The 21,151-nt window shown below is 74.1% G+C and carries 17 protein-coding genes and 3 pseudogenes; 11 read left to right on the top strand and 9 right to left on the bottom strand.

Annotation, left to right across the window (positions count from 1 at the left end):
• Nucleotides 1-30: 30 nt before the first annotated feature.
• Complete coding sequence (locus tag SSNG_RS45200) at nucleotides 31-474, bottom strand: hypothetical protein (RefSeq protein WP_347232440.1); 444 nt, start codon at nucleotides 472-474, stop codon at nucleotides 31-33.
• Between SSNG_RS45200 and SSNG_RS45195 the strand changes: the two are divergent.
• The 5 genes and pseudogenes from SSNG_RS45195 to SSNG_RS04555 form a co-directional block, all read left to right on the top strand.
• A pseudogene (locus tag SSNG_RS45195) lies at nucleotides 379-1,047 on the top strand (nitrate- and nitrite sensing domain-containing protein); the annotation flags it as partial. The gene SSNG_RS45200 and the pseudogene SSNG_RS45195 sit on opposite strands and share 96 nt — an antisense overlap.
• Before the next feature lie 187 nt (nucleotides 1,048-1,234).
• The gene (locus SSNG_RS45190) at nucleotides 1,235-2,611 is read left to right on the top strand and encodes an ATP-binding protein (protein ID WP_007262629.1); all 1,377 of its coding nucleotides are present in this window, start codon (nucleotides 1,235-1,237) and stop codon (nucleotides 2,609-2,611) included.
• Nucleotides 2,611-3,054 carry a roadblock/LC7 domain-containing protein gene (locus SSNG_RS04565; protein WP_007262628.1) on the top strand — a complete coding sequence of 148 codons (444 nt, stop codon included), beginning with the start codon at nucleotides 2,611-2,613 and terminating at the stop codon, nucleotides 3,052-3,054. Before SSNG_RS45190 ends, SSNG_RS04565 begins: the two co-directional genes overlap by 1 nt.
• Before the next feature lie 17 nt (nucleotides 3,055-3,071).
• Complete coding sequence (locus tag SSNG_RS04560; RefSeq protein ID WP_042800537.1) at nucleotides 3,072-3,452, top strand: DUF742 domain-containing protein; 381 nt, start codon at nucleotides 3,072-3,074, stop codon at nucleotides 3,450-3,452.
• Nucleotides 3,452-4,093 carry an ATP/GTP-binding protein gene (locus SSNG_RS04555; RefSeq protein WP_007262626.1) on the top strand — a complete coding sequence of 214 codons (642 nt, stop codon included), beginning with the start codon at nucleotides 3,452-3,454 and terminating at the stop codon, nucleotides 4,091-4,093. Before SSNG_RS04560 ends, SSNG_RS04555 begins: the two co-directional genes overlap by 1 nt.
• Nucleotides 4,094-4,117: 24 nt before the next feature.
• On the opposite strand, the gene SSNG_RS04550 is transcribed toward SSNG_RS04555, so the two are convergent.
• Entirely contained in the window at nucleotides 4,118-4,306 is a 189-nt protein-coding gene (locus SSNG_RS04550; protein ID WP_007262625.1) for a hypothetical protein, read from the bottom strand.
• Nucleotides 4,307-4,412: 106 nt separating this feature from the next.
• Between SSNG_RS04550 and SSNG_RS04545 the strand changes: the two genes are divergently transcribed.
• Together SSNG_RS04545 and SSNG_RS04540 are read left to right on the top strand one after the other, a co-directional pair.
• Complete coding sequence (locus tag SSNG_RS04545) at nucleotides 4,413-4,811, top strand: roadblock/LC7 domain-containing protein (protein ID WP_042800536.1); 399 nt, start codon at nucleotides 4,413-4,415, stop codon at nucleotides 4,809-4,811.
• Between the two features lie 102 nt (nucleotides 4,812-4,913).
• A complete protein-coding gene (locus SSNG_RS04540; protein ID WP_050779548.1) occupies nucleotides 4,914-5,696 on the top strand; it encodes a DUF6397 family protein in 783 nt (260 codons plus the stop codon).
• Here SSNG_RS04540 and SSNG_RS04535 read toward each other — a convergent pair.
• From SSNG_RS04535 to SSNG_RS04525, 3 genes and pseudogenes are all read right to left on the bottom strand, one after another.
• The gene (locus tag SSNG_RS04535) at nucleotides 5,660-6,061 is read right to left on the bottom strand and encodes a YchJ family metal-binding protein (protein WP_042802934.1); all 402 of its coding nucleotides are present in this window, start codon (nucleotides 6,059-6,061) and stop codon (nucleotides 5,660-5,662) included. The genes SSNG_RS04540 and SSNG_RS04535 overlap by 37 nt on opposite strands.
• A 122-nt stretch (nucleotides 6,062-6,183) precedes the next feature.
• On the bottom strand, nucleotides 6,184-7,086 hold the full coding sequence (locus SSNG_RS04530; RefSeq protein WP_007262621.1) for an acyl-CoA thioesterase II: 903 nt from the start codon (nucleotides 7,084-7,086) through the stop codon (nucleotides 6,184-6,186).
• Nucleotides 7,087-7,153: 67 nt separating this feature from the next.
• Nucleotides 7,154-9,737, bottom strand: a pseudogene (locus SSNG_RS04525) (DUF3516 domain-containing protein).
• Nucleotides 9,738-9,821: 84 nt separating this feature from the next.
• On the opposite strand from SSNG_RS04525, the pseudogene SSNG_RS39125 reads away from it, so the two are divergent.
• Nucleotides 9,822-10,598 (top strand): annotated as a pseudogene (locus SSNG_RS39125) (metal-dependent hydrolase); the annotation flags it as partial.
• Nucleotides 10,599-10,691: 93 nt separating this feature from the next.
• On the opposite strand, the gene SSNG_RS04510 reads toward SSNG_RS39125, so the two are convergent.
• From SSNG_RS04510 to SSNG_RS04495, 4 genes are all read right to left on the bottom strand, one after another.
• Nucleotides 10,692-12,473 carry an ABC transporter ATP-binding protein gene (locus SSNG_RS04510; protein ID WP_007262618.1) on the bottom strand — a complete coding sequence of 594 codons (1,782 nt, stop codon included), beginning with the start codon at nucleotides 12,471-12,473 and terminating at the stop codon, nucleotides 10,692-10,694.
• Nucleotides 12,470-14,299, bottom strand: coding sequence for an ABC transporter ATP-binding protein (locus SSNG_RS04505; RefSeq protein ID WP_007262617.1), 1,830 nt, complete (start codon nucleotides 14,297-14,299; stop codon nucleotides 12,470-12,472). The genes SSNG_RS04510 and SSNG_RS04505 overlap by 4 nt, the downstream gene beginning before the upstream one ends.
• A 141-nt stretch (nucleotides 14,300-14,440) precedes the next feature.
• A complete protein-coding gene (locus tag SSNG_RS04500; RefSeq protein WP_042800531.1) occupies nucleotides 14,441-17,377 on the bottom strand; it encodes an FAD-binding and (Fe-S)-binding domain-containing protein in 2,937 nt (978 codons plus the stop codon).
• Nucleotides 17,378-17,441: 64 nt separating this feature from the next.
• Entirely contained in the window at nucleotides 17,442-17,912 is a 471-nt protein-coding gene (locus tag SSNG_RS04495) for a MarR family transcriptional regulator (protein WP_007262615.1), read from the bottom strand.
• Between the two features lie 85 nt (nucleotides 17,913-17,997).
• On the opposite strand from SSNG_RS04495, the gene SSNG_RS04490 reads away from it, so the two are divergent.
• The 3 genes from SSNG_RS04490 to SSNG_RS41795 all read left to right on the top strand — a co-directional run.
• Nucleotides 17,998-19,902 (top strand): ABC transporter ATP-binding protein, encoded by a 1,905-nt coding sequence (locus SSNG_RS04490; protein WP_007262614.1) that lies wholly within the window; start codon nucleotides 17,998-18,000, stop codon nucleotides 19,900-19,902.
• Between the two features lie 62 nt (nucleotides 19,903-19,964).
• Nucleotides 19,965-20,855, top strand: coding sequence for an endolytic transglycosylase MltG (mltG, locus tag SSNG_RS04485; RefSeq protein ID WP_042800530.1), 891 nt, complete (start codon nucleotides 19,965-19,967; stop codon nucleotides 20,853-20,855).
• A gap of 76 nt (nucleotides 20,856-20,931) precedes the next feature.
• Nucleotides 20,932-21,151 (top strand): hypothetical protein (locus SSNG_RS41795; RefSeq protein ID WP_165364971.1); only part of this gene is annotated, 220 nt, incomplete at its 3' end.

The following is a 21,151-nucleotide window of genomic DNA, read 5'->3' as shown; positions in this document are numbered from 1 at the left end:
GACCCCGCAGCAGACCGGAAGCCGCGCCGTTCACGGCTCCCCGAACCCCCGTCGCGCGGCCGCCGCGCCCACGCCGGTCCCCCCGCCGCCGAACCGCCGGAGCCCGCACCCCGCCCCGCCCCGGCCGGTGGCGCCGGCAGCGGCCGGACCGGCGGGCCGTGGGAGCGGCTGCGGCCCGCCACCGTCCGGGCGAAGATCGTCTGCCTGCTGATGGTCCCGGTCGTCTCCCTGCTCGCCCTCTGGGGCTTCGCCACCGTCAGCACCGCCCAGGACATGGCCCGGCTCAGCAGGGTCCGCCAGGTCGACGCCGAGATACGCACCCCCGTCGCCGCCGCCCTCACCGAGATCCAGGCCGAGCGCCGGGCCGCCGTCCGCTTCCTGGCCGACCCCGCCTCCGGCGAGGCATCCGCCCTCGAACAGCAGTCCCGCCGCACCGACGAGGCCGTACGCCGGCTGCGCCTCGGCGACCGGCACACCGTCGCCGACTCCGGCGACTACCGCACCGACACCGTCGCCCGCCTCGGGGCCTTCGTCGCCGCCGCGGAGGCCCTCGGCCCCGCCCGCAAGGACGTCGCCGCCCGCCGCGCCACCCCCGAGGGCGCCTACGAGACCTACACCCGCGTCGCCGACTCCGCCCTCGCCGCCGAGGGCGCCCTCTCCGGCGGCTCCGACGCCGAACTCGGCGCCGACGCCCGGGTGCTGCTGGAGTTCGCCCGGGCAGGCGAGCTGCTGTCCCGGGAGGACGCGCTGCTGGCCCTGCCCGGCCCCCGCACCGCCGACGCGCAGCGCCGTCTGGCCGGAGCCGTGGAGGCCCGCCGCACCCTCACCGCCGCCACCGCGCGGGACCTGCCGGCGGCCCAGCGTTCCGTCTGGGAGGCCGTCTCGAAGGGCACCCCCTACGCCGAGCTCACCGCCGCCGAGGACCGGGCCCTGGCCGCGGCCCCCGCACCGGCCCCGAACCCCGTCCCCGCCGCCGCGACCTCCGCCCCAGCGGCGTCGGCGGCCGCATCGGCGGCGCGCGAGGTCCGCGGCGTGCCCGCCGGCTGGGACTCCGCCCACGCGGCCGTGAGCGGCTCGATGCGCGAGGTGCGGCAGGCCGCGCACGCCCGGTCGGCCGGGCGCGCCGACCCGCTCGCCGACGGCGCGTTCAGCCCGGCCGGCGCCGCGGTGCTGCTGGGCCTGGCGGCGGTGGCGGCCTCGCTGGTGATCTCCGTGCGGATCGGCCGGTGCCCGGGTGGGTGGGAGCTGGGTCTCGCTGCGCAACACCGCACTGGAGATCGCCCACCGCAAGCTCCCGCATGCCATGGAACGGCTGCGCGCCGGACGGGCAGCGGACATCGACGTCGAGGCCGAGGCCCCGTCCGGGCCGCCCGCCGAGGACGAGATCGCGCAGGTCGGCGAAGCCCTGTCCACCGTCCACCGGGCCGCCCTCAGCGCCGCCGTCGAACGCGCCGAACTCGCCAGCGGGGTGAGCGGGGTCTTCGTCAACCTCGCCCGGCGCAGCCAGGTCCTGGTGCACAAGCAGCTCGACCTGCTCGACTCGATGGAGCGCCGCGCCGACGACCCGGGCGAACTCGGCGACCTCTTCCGCCTCGACCACCTCACCACCCGGATGCGCCGCCACGCCGAAAGCCTGATCATCCTCTCGGGCGCGGCCCCGGGGCGGGCCTGGCGGATGCCGGTGCCGCTGACCAACGTGGTGCGCGCCGCCGTCTCGGAGATCGAGGACTATCCGCGCGTGGAGGTCCGCCGGCTGGCCGAGGCGGCCGTCGGGGGCGGATCCGTCGCCGACCTCACCCACCTGCTCGCCGAACTGATCGAGAACGCCACCCAGTTCTCCCCGCCGCACACCAGGGTCCGCGTCAGCGGCGAACCCGTCGGCGCCGGCTACGTCCTGGAGGTCGAGGACCGGGGACTCGGCATGGGCCGCGAGGCGCTCGCGGAGGCCAACCGCAGGATCGAGCACTGCGAGGACCTCGACCTCTTCGACAGCGACCGGCTCGGCCTGTTCGTGGTCAGCCGGCTCGCGGCGCGCCACGGGATCCAGGTCCACCTGCGGCCCTCGCCGTACGGGGGCACCACCGCCGTGGTGCTGCTGCCCAACTCCCTGCTCCAGGGGGCGATCGAGGCCCCGCCCGCGGCCGCCGCCGGCCCGGAGCCCGCGCCCTCGGTCGCGCCCGCGCCGTCGGTCGTGCCCGCGCCTTCGGCCGCTCTCGCGGCGGAGTCGGCGCCCGGGCCCGGCGCCGGGACCGCGGACGGCCCCGGTACCCGCCCCCGTGGCGCCGCTGCGGGCCGCGCGGCCCCGGCGTCACGGTCGTCCGTACGCACCGGCAGCCGCACCGGCAGCCACGCTCCGCGGGCCGCGCCCGCGCCGGTCGCTCCGGCCGCCTCGGTGACCGAACTGCCGCGCCGCATACGTCAGGCCAGTCTGTTACCGCAGCTGCGCGAGGGCCCCGCGGCCGACTGGGCCCCGGCCGGCGCACGGCCCCCCGCGGACCCCCCGGACCGCAGTCCGGAGCAGGCGCGCGACCGGATGGCCGCCTACCGGGCCGGGTGGGCGCGCGGCTCCCGGGACGATTCCCCCCACGCAGGCACCGAAGGAGACGTGTGATGACCGAACACCACAGGACCGCCCTCGACGGCATCCGCAGATCCGGCGAACTGGACTGGCTGCTCGACGAACTCGTCGTGCGGGTCCGCGAGGTCCGCCACGCGGTGGTGCTGTCCAACGACGGGCTGGCGGTGGGCTCCTCCAGCGCCCTCGGCCGGGAGGACGCCGAGCACCTCGCGGCGGTCGCCTCCGGCTTCCACAGCCTCGCCAAGGGCGCCGGACGGCACTTCCACGCCGGGACCGTGCGGCAGACGATGGTCGAGATGGACGAGGGGTTCCTCTTCGTCGCGGCGGCCGGGGACGGCTCCTGCCTGGCCGTCCTCAGCACCGCCGGCGCCGACATCGGGCTGATCGCGTACGAGATGGCCCGGCTGGTCAAACGGGTCGGCGAACACCTCTACACGCCGCCCCGGTTTGCGGCCCGCCCCCCGGCGGCCGGGTGAGGACGGCGGTCCGGCACATGGACGGCCAGTGGTACGACGCCGAGGCGGGCCCGCTGGTCCGCCCGTACGCCATGACCGGAGGGCGTACGAAACCGGGCCCGCACGGCGTCCGGTTCGACCTGATCGCCCTGGTCGTGGTGGATCCGGAGGCGGCCGGCGCGCGGGACGAGGCCCTGCTCGGCCCGGAGCACCGGACCCTGCTCGGGCTCTGCCGCTCCGAGACGCAGTCGGTCGCGGAGCTCGCCGCCGAGGCGGACCTGCCGGTGGGCGTGGTGCGGGTGCTGCTCGGCGACCTGCTGGAGGCGGGACACGTGCGGGTCAGCCGGCCGGTGCCGCCCGCGCAGCTGCCGGACGAGCGGATTCTGCGGGAAGTCATCGAGGGATTGCGAGCACTGTGATGGGACTGCACGACAACGGCCCGACGGGTCCCGGGAGTTCCGGCGCGGGCGCCGCGTCCGAGGAGGAACTCGCCGCGCTCGCCCTGAAGATCCTCGTGGCCGGCGGCTTCGGCGTCGGCAAGACCACGCTCGTGGGCGCGGTCAGCGAGATCAGGCCGCTGCGCACGGAGGAGCTGCTGAGCGAGGCGGGCGAACTCGTCGACGACACGGGAGGGGTGGACCAGAAGACCACGACCACCGTGGCCATGGACTTCGGCCGGATCACCATCCGGGCGGGCCTGTCGCTCTACCTGTTCGGGACCCCCGGCCAGGACCGGTTCTGGTTCCTGTGGGACGAACTGTCGCAGGGCGCGCTCGGGGCGGTCGTCCTCGCCGACACCCGGCGGCTGGAGGACTGCTTCCCGGCGGTGGACTACTTCGAGCACCGGCGGATCCCCTTCGTGGTGGCCGTCAACTGCTTCACCGGCGCCCGCAGTTACGCCTCGGACGAGGTGTCGCGTGCGCTGGACCTGGAGCAGGGGACCCCAGTCGTGCTGTGCGACGCGCGGGACAAGGACTCGGGGAAGGAAGTGCTGATCAGGCTGGTGGAGTACGCGGGCCGGGTGCACACGGCCCGGCTCCTCGACGCCGTCGGCCCGTAGGCCGCCGCGGTGCGGACCGGGCCGTCAAGGGGCCGGATTCCGCCCCTTGACGGCCTTCTCGCCGGTGGTGAAGACGACGGCACCCGCGGTCGGAACGGAGCAGATGGGAGCGGTGTGCGGCCTTCCGTCCCCGCCGGCCGCGGACGGCGTCGGGGCGCGGGCGCGGCGGCGGCCGAACGCCCGCCATTCCTCTTGAGTCATCTTCCGTGCCATGCGTCCATCCTCCTTGCCGGAAAGCCCCTGGTGGGGAAGGCTTGCGGCACGACCAAGCGGGGCGGGCCGCGGCCACGTCGGCCGGGTCAACGGGGAGGGGCTGGAAATGGCACTGGACAAGCAGCTCGACTGGCTGTTGGACGATCTGACGCGCAGGGTCCAGCAGGTCCGGCACGCGGTGGTCCTGTCGAACGACGGGCTGGTGACGGCCGCGAGCGCGGGGCTGGCACGGGAGGACGCGGAGCACCTGGCGGCCGTCGCCGCCGGTCTGCAGAGCCTCGCGAAGGGCTCCGGCCGGCACTTCCGGGCGGGCGAGGTCCGTCAGACGATGGTCGAGTACGACGAAGGGTTCCTCTTCGTGGTGGCGGCCGGCTCCGGCAGCTGCCTGTGCGCACTGAGCGCCGCGGAGGCCGACATCGTGCAGGTGGCGTACGAGATGACGCTGCTGGTCAACCGGGTCGGGGAGCACCTGGGCGTCGCGGAGCGGCGGATCACGGGGGGCTGACGGCGGGCCCCGGTCAGGGTTTTCCACAGGCCTCGCGCGCCGACTTCACTCCCGGTTACGGTCTTCACACAGAGTGATCGGCGCTCGTGGGGGAGGACTGTGATGAAGGTGGAGACGTCGGCGTGCGCGCCGCTCAGCGGGATCCGCGCCGCTGGAGAACTGGGGCTGAGCCGGGGCGAGTTCGCCCGGGCCGTCCAGCTGGGGCTGGTCCGCTCCGGCCCGCGCTCGGCGGGCGGGGCCGTCCGCTTCACCCGGGCCGAGCTGGACCGGGTCAGGGCGGGGGAGGGGTTCCCGCGGGAGCTGCGCGCGCGGGTCGAGACCACGGCCGGCGCCGACGCGGGGGCGCGGGTGCTGGAGGTGGGGCCGAGCCGGTTCACCCGGCTCGCGCGCTGCGGGCACCTCACGCCCGTCGGCTACCGGATCAACCGCTACCGGGCCGTCGTCTGGCTCTACCTGGCCGCGGAGCTGCGGGAGTTCGCCGCCCGGGAGCCGGGGCTGCTGAGCGGGGCAGCGCCCCCGGAGGACCGGGAGCTGATGGCGGCCGGGGCGGACCTGCGGCCGCGCAGGTGGCGGGAGCGGCACGTGGGGCTGCTGCTGAGACGGACCGCCGACCCCTGGGCGCGGGCGGCGGTACTGGCGTCCGTGCTCCCGGAGGAGGAGGTGCGGGCGGCCGTGCCCGACCCGGCGGAGCGGATCGTGCTCGCCGCCCTCGCCCCGCCCCCGCCCTACGGCCACCCCCGGGTTCCGGCGGCCGAGGCGGTGGCCCGGCGGCTGCTGCTGGCGGAGCCGCCGGAGGAGGTGCGCGGCTACCGCGCCGGCCTGGACTCCGCCCTGGCCGGCGCGCGCGGTCAGTCGAACTCGACGGGGGAGAGGGGGCCGACGTAGACCCAGGCCCCGCCCTCGCGGGAGAAGGAGCTGTGCTCGTGCAGCGAGCCGGTGTGGCCGCCCTCGCGGTAGTGGGCGCGGAACTCCACCGACCCCTCCGTCTCGAACATCCCGCCGCGCTCGGTGGCGAGGATCTCCAGGCGCTCCCAGCGCTGGTCCGGATCCAGGTCCAGCCGGCCCGGGCGGGTCGAGGGGTGCCAGGAGCGCATGAGGTAGGCGGTGTCGCCGACCGCGAAGGCGCTGAAGCGGGACCGCATCAGCAGCTCGGCGGTGGGCGCCTGCCGGGCGCCGGAGTGGAAGCGGCCGCAGCAGTCCGCGTAGGAGGCGGGCAGCCCGCAGGGGCAGGGGAGGGCCGGGGTCGGCATCGGTGCGATCAGCTCTTCGGTGAGGCGGGCGGTCGGGCGGGTGGTCGGGACGGAGCGGGTGCTCAGGAGGGGGACGCTCAGGAGGGGGGCGGGTGCCCGGGACCTCGCCGGCGTCCCGGGTGTCACTGGGGCGAAACGGCGGGCCTGGCCTTCTCCGCCGGGTACGGGCGGAAGAGGCCCTCCTGCACCACGGACACCAGCAGCCTGCCCTCCAGGTCGTAGATGCGGCCGCGGGCGAGCCCCCGGCCACCGTGGGCGATGGGCGACTCCTGGTCGTACAGGAACCACTCGTCGGCCCGGAACGGCCGGTGGAACCACATGGCGTGGTCCAGCGAGGCCATGTCGAAACCGCGCATGCCCCACAGCGGCTCGACGGGAATGCGCACGGCGTCGAGGAGGGTCATGTCACTGGCGTAGGTGAGGGCGCAGGTGTGCACGAGCGGGTCGTCACCCAGCGGGCCGACCGCCCGCATCCACACCGCGCTGCGCGGATCGGCGTCCTTGAGCTCCTCGGGGGTCCAGCGGAGCCGGTCCACGTACCGGATGTCGAAGGGCTGGCGGCGGGCCATCCGCTCCAGCGCCTCAGGCAGGGTGCCCAGGTGCTCGCGGATCTCGTCCGCGACCTTCGGGAGCGTGTCCGGGTGCGGGAAGTCGAGGCGGGGAGGCAGCTGGTGCTCGATGCTGCCCTCCTCCGGGTGATGGAAGGAGGCGGTCAGGTTGAAGATGGTCTTGCCCTGCTGGACGGCGGTGACCCGGCGCGTGGTGAAGGAGCGCCCGTCACGTACCCGCTCCACCTGGTACACGATCGGTACCCCCGGAATGCCCGGGCGCAGGAAGTACGAGTGCAGGGAGTGGACCGGCCGGTCGCTCTCGGTGGTCCGGCCGGCGGCCACCAGCGCCTGGCCGGCGACCTGCCCGCCGAACACGCGCTGGAGGGACTCCTGGGGGCTGGCCCCCCGGAAGATGTTGACCTCGATCTGCTCCAAGTCGAGCAGATCGACCAGTCTCTCGGCGGGGTTCGTCATCACAGGTTCTCCACTGTCGGGTCCGGCGGGCCGGGCGGGGCCGCCCGCGGTGGCGTGCGGATTGCGGTCAGAGCTCGCCGAGCTCGCCGACCGAGGTGACCCGGATGACGGCCCGGCCCTCCTCGTCGGACGCGGCGAGGTCGACCTCGGCGCTGATGCCCCAGCCATGGTCGCCGTTCGGGTCGGCGAAGGTCTGGCGGACGCGCCACAGGCCGTGCGCCGGGTCCTCCTCGATCTGCAGGAGCCTCGGGCCGCGCGCGTCGGGGCCGGTGCCGAGGTCTTCGTACTCGTCCCAGTACGCGTCCATGGCCTCGCCCCAGGCATCGGCGTCCCAGCCGGACTCGGCGTCCAGCTCGCCCAGCTGGTCGACGTGGTCCAGGGCCGCCAGCTCGACCCGGCGGAACATCGCGTTGCGGACCAGCACGCGGAAGGCGCGGGAGTTGGCCGTGACCGGCTTGACCTGGTCGGCCTTCTCCTGGGCCTGCTCCGCCGTCTCCACCTCCGGGTTCGCCAGCTGCTCCCACTCGTCGAGGAGGCTGGAGTCGACCTGGCGGACCAGCTCGCCCAGCCAGGCGATGAGGTCTTCCAGGTCCTCGGACTTCAGGTCGTCGGGGATCGTGTGGTCCAGCGCCTTGTACGCGCTCGCCAGGTAGCGCAGCACGATGCCCTCGGTACGGGCCAGCTCGTAGAAGGAGGTGAACTCGGTGAAGGTCATCGCGCGCTCGTACATGTCGCGGATGATCGACTTCGGGGAGACGGGGTGGTCCCGCACCCACGGGTGGCTCTTGCTGTAGACGTCGTAGGCGTGGACGAGCAGCTCTTCGAGGGGCTTGGGGTAGGTCACCTCCTGGAGGCGCTCCATCCGCTCCTCGTACTCGATCCCGTCGGCCTTCATCGCGCCGACCGCGATGCCCCGCTCCTTGTTCTGCTGGGCCGCCAGGATCTGGCGCGGGTCGTCCAGCGTGGACTCGACGACGGAGACCATGTCCAGGGCGTAGGAGGGCGACTCCGGGTCCAGCAGGTCGAACGCGGCCAGCGCGAAGGTGGACAGCGGCTGGTTCAGCGCGAAGTCCTGCTGGAGGTCGACGGTGAGCCGGATCGTGCGGCCCTCGGCGTCCGGGGTGTCGAGCTTCTCGACGACACCGCCGTCCAGCAGCGAACGGTAGATCGCGATGGCCCGGCGGATGTGGCGCAGCTGGGCCTTGCGCGGCTCGTGGTTGTCCTCCAGGAGGTGGCGCATCGCCTGGAAGGCGTCCCCGGGCCGGGCGATCACCGACAGCAGCATGATGTTGGTGACCTTGAAGCGCGAGGTCAGCGGCTCCGGGTCGGCCGCGATCAGCTTCTCGAAGGTGGTGTCCGACCAGGCCACGAAGCCCTCGGGGGCCTTCTTGCGGACCACCTTGCGGCGCTTCTTCGGGTCGTCGCCGGCCTTCGCGAGGGCCTTCTCGTTCTCGATGACGTGCTCGGGTGCCTGCGCGACCACGAAGCCGGCGGTGTCGAACCCGGCCCGGCCGGCCCGGCCGGCGATCTGGTGGAACTCCCGCGCGCGCAGCGTGCGGACGCGGTTGCCGTCGTACTTGGTGAGCGCGGTGAACAGCACCGTGCGGATGGGGACGTTGACGCCGACACCGAGGGTGTCGGTGCCGCAGATGACCTTCAGCAGGCCGGCCTGGGCCAGCTTCTCGACCAGGCGCCGGTACTTGGGCAGCATGCCCGCGTGGTGGACGCCGATGCCGTGGCGGACGTAGCGGGAGAGGTTCTGGCCGAACTTGGTGGTGAAGCGGAAGTTGCCGATCAGCTCCGCGATCTTGTCCTTCTCCTCGCGGGTGCACATGTTGATGCTCATCAGCGACTGCGCCCGCTCGACCGCCTGGGCCTGGGTGAAGTGCACGATGTAGACCGGGGCCTGCCGGGTCTCCAGCAGCTCGGTGATGGTGTCGGTGATCGGCGTGGTCACGTACTCGTACGAGAGCGGCACGGGCCGGGTCGCGGAGCGCACCACCGAGGTCGGGCGGCCGGTCCGGCGGGTCAGGTCCTCCTCGAACCGCTTCACGTCGCCGAGGGTCGCCGACATCAGGACGAACTGCGCCTGGGGCAGTTCCAGCAGCGGGATCTGCCAGGCCCAGCCGCGGTCCGGCTCCGCGTAGAAGTGGAACTCGTCCATCACGACCTGGCCGATGTCGGCGTACTTGCCGTCGCGCAGGGCGATGGAGGCCAGCACCTCGGCGGTGCAGCAGATCACCGGGGCGTCGGCGTTCACGGACGCGTCGCCGGTCAGCATGCCGACGTTCTCGGTGCCGAAGAGCTTGCACAGGTCGAAGAACTTCTCCGACACCAGCGCCTTGATGGGCGCGGTGTAGAAGGTGACCTTGTCCTGGGCCAGCGCGGTGAAGTGCGCGCCGGCCGCCACGAGGCTCTTGCCGGAGCCGGTCGGGGTCGACAGGATCACGTTCGCGCCGGAGACGACCTCGATCAGCGCCTCCTCCTGTGCCGGGTACAGGGTGATGCCCTGGTCCTCCGCCCACGAGGAGAAGGCCTCGAAGAGGGCGTCGGGGTCGGCGGTCGGCGGGAGCTGATCAATGAGGGTCACGCCCCCCATCTTGCCTGGCTTCCCCCCGGAAGAGGGAACCGGCGGACGGAACGAAGATCACCGCGGGTACGCTGGGCCGTCGCGGCGGCCCGACCGGAACCCTCCACAGGGCCCCACCACGACAGGACCGGGGCGGGGAACGACCATGATGGGGCCGGCACACTCACTGTCAGGGGCGGCGGCCTGGCTGGGGGTGGGCGCGGCCGCGGCGGCGTTCGGACACCCGATGCCCTGGCCCGTGCTGGTCGTCGGCGCCCTCATCTGCGCCGGAGCGGCCCTCGCCCCCGACCTCGACCACAAGTCGGCGACGATCTCACGCGCCTTCGGCCCCCTTTCCCGGGGCCTGTGCGAGGTGGTCGACAAGCTCTCCTACGCCGTCTACAAGGCGACCCGCTCCCCGCGCGACGCCCGCCGCAGCGGGGGCCACCGCACCCTGACCCACACCTGGCTCTGGGCCGTGCTGATAGGCGCCGGTTCCTCGGCCGTCGCGGTCGGCTTCGACCGCTGGGGCGTGCTGGCCCTGCTCTTCGTCCACCTGGTGCTGGCCGTCGAGGGCCTGCTGTGGCGGGCGGCCCGGATGTCCAGCGACGTCCTGGTCTGGCTCCTCGGCGCGACCAGCGCGTGGATCCTGGCCGGGGTGCTCGCCGAGCCGGGCAACGGCGCGGGCTGGCTGTTCACCGGCCCGGGTCAGGAGTACCTCTGGCTCGGCCTGCCGGTCGTGCTCGGCGCGCTGGTCCACGACATCGGCGACGCGCTGACGGTCTCCGGCTGCCCGGTCCTGTGGCCCCTGCCCATCGCCGGGAAGCGCTGGTACGCGGTGGGCCCGCCGAAGATGATGCGCTTCCGCGCCGGGAGCTGGGTCGAGCTCAAGGTGCTCATGCCGGTCTTCATGCTGCTCGGCGGCATGGGCGGCGCGGCGGCCCCTCGGCTTCATCTGAGCCCCGGCCGCCGCCGCCCCCGGCCGCCGCGCCCGGCCGCGCCAACCGCGCCCCGGCCGCCGCCGCCCCCGGCCGCGTCAGCCGTGCCAGGACCGCCACAGGGCCGCGTACGCCCCGTCGGCCGCCACCAGTTCGTCGTGCGAGCCGAGTTCGCTGATCCGGCCGCCCTCGACCACCGCGATCACGTCCGCGTCGTGCGCGGTGTGCAGCCGGTGCGCGATCGCGATGACGGTGCGGCCGTCCAGCACCCGCGCCAGCGAACGCTCCAGGTGCCGGGCCGCACGCGGGTCCAGCAGCGAGGTCGCCTCGTCCAGCACCAGCGTGTGGGGATCCGCGAGCACCAGCCGCGCCAGCGCGACCTGCTGGGCCTGGGCCGGGGTCAGCGCGCTCCCGCCGGAGCCCACCTCGGTGTCCAGTCCCGCCTCCAGGGCCCGCGCCCAGCCGTCGGCGTCCACCGCACCCAGCGCCGCCCACAGCTCGGCGTCCGCCGCACCCGTCCGGGCCAGCCGCAGGTTGTCCCGCAGGGTCCCCACGAACACGTGGTGCTCCTGGTTGACCAGCGCCACGTGCTCGCGCACCCGCTCCGCCGGCATCCGCGACAGCCGGGCCCCGCCGAGCGTGACCTCGCCCGTCCGCGGCGCGTAGACGCCCGCCAGCAGCCGGCCCAGCGTGGACTTGCCCGCCCCCGAAGGCCCCACCAGCGCCATCCGGGTGCCCGGCGGCACCGACATCGACACCCGGTGCAGGACGTCCACGCCCTCCCGGTAGCCGAAGCGGACCTCCTGCGCCCGCACGTCCCGGCCCTCCGGGGCGACCGCCCGGTCACCGGCGTCCGGCTCGATCTCCCGCACCCCCACCAGCCGCGCCAGCGACACCTGCGCGATCTGCAGCTCGTCGTACCAGCGCAGGATCAGGCCGATCGGGTCGACCATCATCTGCGCCAGCAGCGCCCCCGTGGTCAGCTGGCCCACCGACATCCAGCCCTGCAGCACGCAGTAGCCGCCCACCAGCAGCACCGCGCCGAGGATCGTCACATAGGTGACGTTGACGACGGGGAACAGGACCGTCCGCAGGAACAGGGTGTACCGCTCCCACGCCGTCCACTCCTTGATCCGCCGCTCCGACAGCTCGATCCGCCGCCCGCCCAGGCGGTGCGCCTCGACGGTGCGCCCCGCGTCGACCGTCTCGGTCAGCACGGCCGCGACCGCCGCGTACCCGGCGGACTCCGAACGGTAGGCCGAGGGGGCCCGCCGGAAGTACCAGCGGCATCCGACGACCAGCACCGGCAGCGCGACCAGCGCGGCCAGCGCCAGCGGCGGCGCGGTGACCGCGAGCGCGCCGTACAGCAGCCCGGCCCACACGACGCCGATCGCCAGCTGCGGCACGGCCTCGCGCATCGCGTTGGCCAGCCGGTCGATGTCGGTGGTGATCCGCGACAGCAGGTCGCCGGTGCCGGCCCGCTCCAGGACGCCCGGCGGCAGGCCGACCGACCGCACCAGAAAGTCCTCGCGCAGGTCGGCCAGCATCTCCTCGCCGAGCATCGCCCCGCGCAGCCGCACCAGCCGCACGAAGCAGGTCTGCACGGCCAGTGCCACCGCGAACAGCAGGGCCACGCGCCCCAGGTGGAGTTCGCGCGCCCCCGCCGAGAGGTCGTCCACGACCTGCCCCAGCAGGTACGGGCCGGCCATGGAGGCGACCACGGCGACGGCGTTGACCGTCACCAGCAGGACGAAGGCCCGCCGGTGCCGCAGCAGCAGCCCGCGCACGTAGCCCCGTACGGTCGCCGACGTGCCCACCGGCAGGGTGGCGGCCGTCTCGGGGGCCGCCGGGTCGTGTTGCGGCGGAGCCACGCCGATCATGCGGATTCCTCGATCCCTGTGAGTTCCTCGGCCGGTACGGACGCGCCGGACGCGGCCGACCGCTGTTCCTCTTCCGTCTCCCGGGTGACGACCTCCCGGTATCGGGGTTCGCCGCGCATCAGCTCCCGGTGGGTGCCCGCCGCCACCGCCTTCCCCTCGTGGACCAGGACGACCCGGTCCGCGCGGTCCAGCAGCAGCGGCGAGGAGGCCAGCACCACCGTCGTGCGCCCGGCGCGCAGCTGCGCGATCCCCTGGGCGATCCGCGCCTCGGTGTGCGAGTCCACCGCCGACGTCGGCTCGTCCAGCACCAGCACCTCCGGGTCGGTCACCAGGGACCTGGCCAGCGCGAGCCGCTGGCGCTGCCCGCCCGACAGGGACCGGCCGCGCTCGGTGATCCGGGCGTCCATCGGGTCCTCCACGCCCTCGGGAGCCGACTGGAGCAGGGCGTCCAGGACGTCCCCGCACCGGGCGGCGGCCAGCGCGGCGGCCGCCGTGACCGACCCTGAGGCCGGTACGTCGAACAGCTCCCGCAGCGTCCCGGACAACAGCACCGGATCCTTGTCCTGTACGAGGACCAGCCCGCGCGCCGCGTCCAGCGCGAGTTCGTCCAGCGCGACCCCGCCCAGCAGCACCGGGGCCGCCGCGCCCGCGCCGTCCACCGGATGCCCGCCGAGCCGCTCCGCGAGCCGTCCCGCCAGGTCCGGGTCCCCGCACACGACCGCCGTGAACCGCCCGCCCGGGGCCAGCAGCCCCGTCCCCGGGTCGTACAGGTCCCCGCCCGGCGCCGGAGCGGCCGCCGGTACGGCCGAGGGAGCCTCCGCCCCCTCCTCCGTACGCGTCAGCGACAGCACGCGCGCCGCACGCGCGGCCGACGGCCGCGAGAAGGAGTAGGCCTGCGCGATCTCCTCGAAGTGCCGCAACGGGTACAGCATCGTGGCCACGGCGCTGAAGGCCGCGACGAGTTCGCCGACCGCCAGCCGGCCGTCCCGCACCAGCACCGCGCCGTACCAGACCACGGTGATCAGCAGGGCGCCCGGCAGCAGCACCTGGATCGCGGAGATCAGCGCCCACATCCGGGCGCTGCGCACGGCCGCCTCGCGGACCTCCTGGGAGGCCTCCCGGTAGCGGCCCAGGAACAGTTCCTCACCGCCGATGCCGCGCAGCACCCGCAGGCCCGCCACGGTGTCCGAGGCCAGCTCGGTGGCCCTGCCCGCCTTCTCCCGCTGGAGGTCGGCGCGCCGCGTGGCGCGCGGCAGCAGCGGTAGCACCGACAGGGCGAGCACCGGCACGCCCGCCGCGACGACCACGCCGATGGCCGGCGCGTAGAAGAGCAGGCCCACGCAGAGGGCGACGACCGCGAAGGCGGCGGCGAGGAAGCGGGACACCGCCTCGACGAACCATCCAATTTTTTCCACGTCACCCGTTGAGACGGTGGTGACTTCTCCCGCCGCGACCCGGCGGGTCAGCGCGGAGCCCAGCTCGGCGGTCTTCCGGGCGAGCAGCTGCTGCACCCGGGCGGCCGCGGTGATCCAGTTGGTGACGGCGGTGCGGTGGAGCATGGCGTCGCCGGCCGAGATGGCCGTACCGAAGAGCAGCAGCAGGCCGCCGGCCAGCAGCAGTCCGGCCCCGTCGCGGTCCACGACGGCCTCGACGCCCACCCCGACGGTGTACGGGAGCCCGGCGACCCCGCAGAAGTGCACCAGGCCCCAGGCCAGGCTCCGGGCCTGGCCGCCGAGCTGTCCCCGGCCCAGCCACCAGAGGAACCGGGGACCGGAGCGGGCGTCGGGTACCCCGGGATCCGGATAGGGAAGATCGCTGATCTGCATGACGCCCCATGAGTGGTCGAATGAGTGCAACCCGCGCAAGGTTCGTCTCATGGACCGGACCCCGGCAATCGATTTTCCGGCCCGGGGGCGCGCGCACGGCGCCTGTTCCGGCGCACGCGCCCCCTTGTGCGCCGGGCTCGTTCAGGGGCGCGTCGCGCGCTCCAGCTCGACCAGCACCGAGTGGTAGGGGCGGCCCGTGGCCCGGTCCATGCCCACCTCGCACATCCGGTTCGCCGACAGGTACGCGTCGAACTGGCGTGCCGTCACCTCCGCGGCCTCCCGCGCCGTCGCCGCGGCCGTCAGCTCCGGGTGCAGCATCCCCCGGTCGCCCGCGAAGGCGCAGCAGCCCGCGTCGTCCGGGACCACCACCTCCGCGGCGCAGGCCCCGGCCACGACCCGCAGCTGCGCCTCGTCGCCGAGGTGCCGCGTCGAGCAGGTCGGGTGGAGGACGGCCGAGCCGACGGCGCGCCGGACCTCCAGGTGCGGCAGCAGTTCTTCCGCCGCCCAGACGACGGAGTCGACGATCCGCAGCCCGGCGTGGAGGGCGAGGTTGTCCGCGGTCAGGAACGGGACCACCTCGCGGGCGAGGCCCAGGGTGCAGGAGGACGCGTCGACCACCAGCGGGAGCCGGCCCCCGGCCGTCCAGCCCCAGGCGGCCTCGACGATCCGGTTGGCCATCAGCCGGTTGCCGGCCTCGTAGCCCTTGGAGTGCCAGATCGTCGCGCAGCAGGTCCCGGCCACGTCGCGGGGGATCCACACCGGCTTCCCGGCCCGTTCCGACACGGCCACCACCGCCTCCGGCAGCGACGGCCCGGGGTCTCCCGGGGGCCCGCCGAAGATCCGGTTGACGCAGGCCGGGTAGTACACGGCGGCCGCGCCCACCCGCCGGGTCGCGGGCAGCCGCCGCGCGGCGGCCCCGGGCACCTGCGGCAGCCACTCGGGCACCAGGTCGGGTCGTACGGCCCTGCGCGCCGCCCCCGTGACCGCCTCCAGCACCCGGTCCCCGAGGGCGTGCGTGATCTTCCCGGAGGCGGCCACGGCCAGCCGGGCACCGGCCTCGACGACGCGGAACCGCCGGGCGGCCAGCTCGGCGGCCCGCTCCTCGGCCGCGCCGTGCCGGCGGTGGCGGAAGTCCCGCATCAGCGCGCCGGTGTCGATCCCGACCGGGCAGGCGAGCATGCAGGTGGAGTCGCCCGCGCAGGTGTCGACGGCGTCGTAGCCGTAGGCGTCGAGCAGTTCGGCGACCACCGGGGAGCCCGGACGCTGCCGCGTCATCTCGCGGCGCAGCACGATCCGCTGGCGCGGAGTGGTCGTCAGGTCCCCGCTGGGGCAGGTCGGTTCGCAGAACCCGCACTCGATGCAGGGGTCGGCCACGTCCTCCACCCGCGGGATCGTCTTCAGCCCGCGCAGGTGGGCCAGCGGGTCCCGGTCGAGCAGGACGCGCGGGGCCAGCACCGAGTCCGGGTCGAGGAGCCGCTTGGTGCGCCACATGAGGTCGGCCGCCTTCGCCCCCCACTCCAGCTCCAGGAAGGGGGCCATGTTGCGGCCGGTGGAGTGCTCCGCCTTCAGCGAGCCGTCGAACCGCTCCACCGTGAGGTGGCAGAAGGCGTCCATGAAGGCCGCGTACCGGTCGACGTCGGCGGGTTCGGCGGCGTCGAAGGCGAGCAGGAAGTGCAGGTTGCCGTGGGCGGCGTGACCGGCGACGGCCGCGTCGAAGCCGTGCTCCGCCTGGAGCGCCAGCAGCGCCTCGCAGGCCTCCGCCAGCCGCGACGGCGGCACCGCGAAGTCCTCGGTGATCAGGGTGGTGCCGGGCGGGCGGGCCCCGCCGACGGCGGTGACGAAGGCCTTGCGGGCCTTCCAGTACCCGGCGATGGCGGCCGGGTCGCCCGTGAAGGCGTTGGTGACGGAGGCGACCGGCGCGACCAGCTCCAGCGCGGGCAGCACCGCGGCCGCGCGGCGCTCGTACTCGGCGCGGGCCGCCGCGTCCGGCGCCCGGAACTCCACCAGCAGCGCGGCGGTGTCCTTCGGCAGCTCCGCCCAGTCGGCGGGTACGCCCGCGACGCTGACCGAGGCGCGCAGGGTGTTCCCGTCCATCAGCTCGACGGCGATGGCTCCCGCGTCGTTGAACAGCGGCACGGCGGCGGCCGCGGCGGGCAGGGACGGGAAGAAGAGCAGCGCGCTCGTGAGCTCGCGGTCCAGGGGCAGCGTGTCGAAGACGACCTCGGCGATGAAGCCGAGCGTGCCCTCCGAGCCGACCATCAGGCCGCGCAGGATCTCGACGGGCGTGGTGCCGTCCAGGTAGGCGTCGAGACGGTAGCCGGTGGTGTTCTTGATCTCGTACTTGGCCCGGATCCGGGCGACGAGGGCCGGATCCGCCTCGATCTCCCGCTTGAGCTCCATCAGCCCGTGGCACAGGCCCGGTTCCGCGCGGGCCAGCTCCTCGTCCGCGAGCGGGTCGGCGGTGTCCACGACGGTGCCGGTCGGCAGGACCAGGGTGAGGGAGGACAGGGTGCGGTACGAGTTCCTCGTGGTCCCGGCCGTCATGCCGGAGGAGTTGTTGGCGACGACCCCGCCGAGGGTGCAGGCGACGGCGCTGGCCGGGTCGGGGCCGAGGATCCGGCCGTGCCGGGCGAGGGCGGCATTGGCCCGGAACACGGTGGTGCCGGGCCGGATCCGGGCGCGCCGGCCGTCCTCCAGGACCTCGACGCCGGCCCAGTGGCGGCGTACGTCGACGAGGATGTCCTCGCCCTGCGCCTGGCCGTTCAGGGAGGTCCCGGCCGCCCGGAAGACCACCTCGCGCTGCTTGCCGTGGGCGTACGAGAGGACCGCGGAGACGTCGTCGATGTCCTCGGCCACCACCACGACCTGCGGGACGAACCGGTAGGGGGAGGCGTCGGTGGCGTAGCGGACCAGGTCGGAGACCTTCCACAGCACCTTCTCGGCGCCGAGCAGCTCGCTCAGCTCGGCGCGCAGGGCCGGCGGGGTGCCGCCGGCCAGGTGCTCGGGGACCCGGTCGGGGGCGGGGGCGCCGGTGCCGCGCGGGCGCAGGGCTCCCGGCTTGGGTTCCAGCAGCGGCATGAGCAGCCCCTTCGTCCGTCGCGGTCCGGTGCGGGCGCCGGGTCCGGTGCCCGCACCGCCCGTCTCAGCAGCGGCGCTCGGCGGGAGCGTCCGTGAGCGCGTTCAGCAGGCCGCCGAGCACCTCGCGCTGTCCGGCGGTCAATGGAGCAAGGATCTCCTCTGCGGCGTCGGTCCGCGCGTTGCGCAGACGGCGCAGCGTGGCGCGACCGGTTTCGGTGAGCTCGATGCGGATCACGCGGCGGTTCGCGGGGTCGGGCACGCGGCGCACGCAGTCGGCCGTCTCCAGCCCGTCCACGAGGGTGGTCACGGCACGGGGCACCACCTCAAGGCGCGTCGCCAGGTCGGCCATTCGGGGCGGCTGGTCCCCGCCGTAGTGGGAGACGAGGCGCAGCAGCCGGCCCTGGGCGGGGGTGATCCCGAGGGGCTCCATGTGCCGCTTCTGGATGCGGTGGAGCCGGCGCGTGAGGCGCAGCAGCTGCTCGGCGAGGACGCCGTCGGTGGAATCGCGGGTGTCGGTCTCGGAACCGGTGCTCATACTGGGAACAGTATCAGGACCGGATTCATTGTGAGTATAGGTAACAATGAGCTAGGCTCATCACAGTCCCGCCTGAAGGAGGCCCATGCCCCACGACGAACCGAAGTGGACCCCATCGAACGAAGCCCTCGACCCCACCCGCCCCGCCCCGGCGGACCGCCCCCGCGAGCTGCGCCGCATCCTCGGCCTGTTCCGCCCCTACCGCGGCCGGCTCGCCGCGGTCGGAGCGCTCGTCGGCGCCTCCTCGCTGGTCGGCGTGGCCTCGCCGTTCCTGCTCAAGGAGATCCTGGACGTCGCGATCCCCCAGGGCCGGACCGGGCTGCTCAGCCTGCTCGCGCTCGGCATGATCCTCACGGCGGTCGTGACCAGCGTCTTCGGCGTGCTCCAGACGCTGATCTCCACCACGGTCGGCCAGCGCGTCATGCACGACCTGCGCACCGCCGTCTACGCCCAGCTCCAGCGGATGCCGCTGGCCTTCTTCACCCGGACCCGCACCGGCGAGGTGCAGTCCCGGATAGCCAACGACATCGGCGGCATGCAGGCCACCGTCACCTCGACCGCGACCTCGCTCGTGTCGAACCTGACCGCCGTGATCGCCACCGTCGTCGCGATGCTCGCGCTCGACTGGCGGTTGACCGCGGTCTCCCTCCTGCTGCTGCCGGTGTTCGTGTGGATCAGCCGCCGCGTCGGCAACGAGCGCAAGAAGATCACCACGCAGCGGCAGAAGCAGATGGCCGCCATGGCCGCGACCGTCACCGAGTCCCTCTCGGTCAGCGGCATCCTGCTCGGCCGCACCATGGGCCGCTCCCAGTCCCTCACCGACGCCTTCGCCGAGGAGTCCGAGAAGCTCGTCGGCCTGGAGGTGCGCTCCAGCATGGCCGGGCGCTGGCGGATGTCCACCATCGGCATCGTCATGGCCGCCATGCCCGCGCTGATCTACTGGGCCGCCGGAATCGCCCTGCAGACCGGTGCGCCCTCGCTCTCCGTCGGCACCCTCGTCGCCTTCGTCACCCTCCAGCAGGGCCTGTTCCGGCCCGCCGTGAGCCTGCTGTCGACCGGTGTGCAGATCCAGACCTCGCTCGCGCTGTTCGCCCGGATCTTCGAGTACCTCGACCTGCCGGTGGACATCACCGAGCGGGAGGAGCCCGTGCGGCTGGACCGCGCCCGGGGCGAGATCCGCCTGGAGGACGTCCACTTCGCCTACGAGGCGAAGACCGGCCCCACCCTCACCGGCATCGACATCACCGTCCCGGCCGGCGGCTCCCTCGCCGTGGTCGGCCCCACCGGATCCGGCAAGAGCACCCTCAGCTACCTGGTGCCGAGGCTCTACGACGTGACCGGCGGACGGGTCGCCCTCGACGGGGTCGACGTGCGCGACCTCGACTTCGACTCGCTGGCCCGGTCCATAGGCGTCGTCTCCCAGGAGACCTACCTCTTCCACGCCTCGGTCGCCGACAACCTGCGCTTCGCCAAACCGGACGCCACGCAGGAGGAGATCGTCGAGGCGGCCCGCGCGGCGCAGATCCACGACCACATCGAGTCCCTGCCCGACGGCTACGAAACCCTGGTCGGCGAGCGCGGCTACCGTTTCTCCGGCGGCGAGAAGCAGCGCCTGGCCATCGCGCGCACGATCCTGCGCGACCCGCCGGTGCTCATCCTCGACGAGGCCACCAGCGCCCTGGACACCCGCACCGAGCACGCCGTGCAGCGGGCCATCGACAACCTCTCCAAGGGCCGCACCACCATCACCATCGCCCACCGCCTCTCCACCATCCGCGACGCCGACCAGATCGTGGTCCTGGACGCCGGACGGATCGCCGAGCGCGGGACCCACGAGGAACTGCTGGGGGCCGGCGGCCGCTACGCCGCACTGGTCCGCCGGGACCGGGACGCCGCCGCCCATGCGCCCGACCGGGAGCGCGGCGACTCCGGGAGAGGGCCCGCGGGGGAGTCCGCGGGGGACCCCGTACCCACTCCGGTGAACGTGTGATCGTACGACTGGAGCGGGGTGTGACGCCCGAAAGGTGCTGGTTCGCCGGTTAACGTGCCCGCATGCCTGACGAGCACCGGCCGTACCGGCCCTACCAGCCGCACCGGCCTCCACCGCGCCGCTCCCGGCTCACCCGGCGGGGCCGCCTGGTGCTCCTCCTCGGCGCGCTCCTCGGCATCGGGCTCGCCGCGCTGGTGATCGGGCCCCTGCTGCCGGAGGACGAACCGCCCGAGAAGCCACGCCAGTTGCTGATCCCCGAAGGCTGGCGGGCCGCCCAGGTCTACGCCGCCGTCGACCGCGAACTGCGGCTCCCCGCGGGTACCACCAAGGCGGCCGTCGCCACGGCGTCCCTGGACCTGCCGGCGGAGGCGAAGGGCAACCCGGAGGGCTACCTCTTCCCGGCGACCTACCCGGTGACCAAGGAGTCCACCCCGGCCTCGCTGCTCTCGTTCATGGTGCGCACGGCCCACCGGAAGCTCGCCACCAAGGCTGTCGCCGACGGCGCCAAGGCGCACGGGATGACCCCGTACCAGACGGCCACCCTCGCCAGCGTCATCGAGGCGGAGGCCGACGACCCGGCCGACATGGGCAAGGTCTCCCGGGTCGTGCACAACCGGCTGGCGAAGTCGATGCCGCTCCAGATGGACTCCACCATCAACTACGCCCTGGGCCGCACCACCGTGGACACCACGCTCGGCGACACCCGCATCGACCACCCCTTCAACACCTACGCGCGCCAGGGCTTGCCGCCCACCCCCATCGACAGCCCGGGCCTGCGGGCCCTGGCCGCCGCCGTCGCACCGACACCCGGCGACTGGCTGTTCTTCGTCACCGTCAAGCCCGGCGACACCCGCTTCTCGGCGACCTACGAGGAACACAGACAGCACGTCGCGGAGTTCAACCGGCTGCGCGCCGCCGCCGGCCCGCCCGCGAAGGCCCCCGCCGCGAAATGAGCGGGCGCCGCCGCCGCGCCCCGGCCTACCATCGGCCGCCTGACGGGACGAGCGGACGGACAGGGGGCGGCGACACATGAGACGGCCATGGACCACACGTCGTACGAGGAACCGCGCGCCCGCACCGGCCGCGTCGGACGGCACCGCACCGCGGGCGGAGGAAGCGCACGAGGACCGGGAGGCGATCGCCGCCCGCAAGCACCTGGAGGAACTCTGGGGCAGTGACGTGGCGGACTGGCAGGAGTGGCTGGCCCGCTCCCCGGAAGGGGTCGACCTGCTCCTGTGGTGGCAGCGGC

It is taken from the genome of Streptomyces sp. C (genome assembly GCF_000158895.1).
GTDB classification, from domain to species: Bacteria; Actinomycetota; Actinomycetes; order Streptomycetales; family Streptomycetaceae; genus Streptomyces; species Streptomyces racemochromogenes.
Note: the sequence above shows the minus strand (reverse complement) of the source record. Positions and strands in the feature narration are given on the sequence as shown.

Excerpts from the sequence above, each read along its gene's own strand:
- SSNG_RS04565 (WP_007262628.1), top strand. The coding sequence starts at position 2,611 with ATGACCGAACACCACAGGACCGCCCTCGACGGCATCCGCAGATCCGGC.
- SSNG_RS04560 (WP_042800537.1), top strand. The coding sequence starts at position 3,072 with ATGGACGGCCAGTGGTACGACGCCGAGGCGGGCCCGCTGGTCCGCCCG.
- SSNG_RS04555 (WP_007262626.1), top strand. The coding sequence starts at position 3,452 with ATGGGACTGCACGACAACGGCCCGACGGGTCCCGGGAGTTCCGGCGCG.
- SSNG_RS04550 (WP_007262625.1), bottom strand. The coding sequence starts at position 4,306 with ATGGCACGGAAGATGACTCAAGAGGAATGGCGGGCGTTCGGCCGCCGC.
- SSNG_RS04545 (WP_042800536.1), top strand. The coding sequence starts at position 4,413 with ATGGCACTGGACAAGCAGCTCGACTGGCTGTTGGACGATCTGACGCGC.
- SSNG_RS04540 (WP_050779548.1), top strand. The coding sequence starts at position 4,914 with ATGAAGGTGGAGACGTCGGCGTGCGCGCCGCTCAGCGGGATCCGCGCC.
- SSNG_RS04535 (WP_042802934.1), bottom strand. The coding sequence starts at position 6,061 with ATGCCGACCCCGGCCCTCCCCTGCCCCTGCGGGCTGCCCGCCTCCTAC.
- SSNG_RS04530 (WP_007262621.1), bottom strand. The coding sequence starts at position 7,086 with ATGACGAACCCCGCCGAGAGACTGGTCGATCTGCTCGACTTGGAGCAG.
- SSNG_RS04510 (WP_007262618.1), bottom strand. The coding sequence starts at position 12,473 with ATGATCGGCGTGGCTCCGCCGCAACACGACCCGGCGGCCCCCGAGACG.
- SSNG_RS04505 (WP_007262617.1), bottom strand. The coding sequence starts at position 14,299 with ATGCAGATCAGCGATCTTCCCTATCCGGATCCCGGGGTACCCGACGCC.
- SSNG_RS04500 (WP_042800531.1), bottom strand. The coding sequence starts at position 17,377 with ATGCCGCTGCTGGAACCCAAGCCGGGAGCCCTGCGCCCGCGCGGCACC.
- SSNG_RS04495 (WP_007262615.1), bottom strand. The coding sequence starts at position 17,912 with ATGAGCACCGGTTCCGAGACCGACACCCGCGATTCCACCGACGGCGTC.
- SSNG_RS04490 (WP_007262614.1), top strand. The coding sequence starts at position 17,998 with ATGCCCCACGACGAACCGAAGTGGACCCCATCGAACGAAGCCCTCGAC.
- mltG (WP_042800530.1), top strand. The coding sequence starts at position 19,965 with ATGCCTGACGAGCACCGGCCGTACCGGCCCTACCAGCCGCACCGGCCT.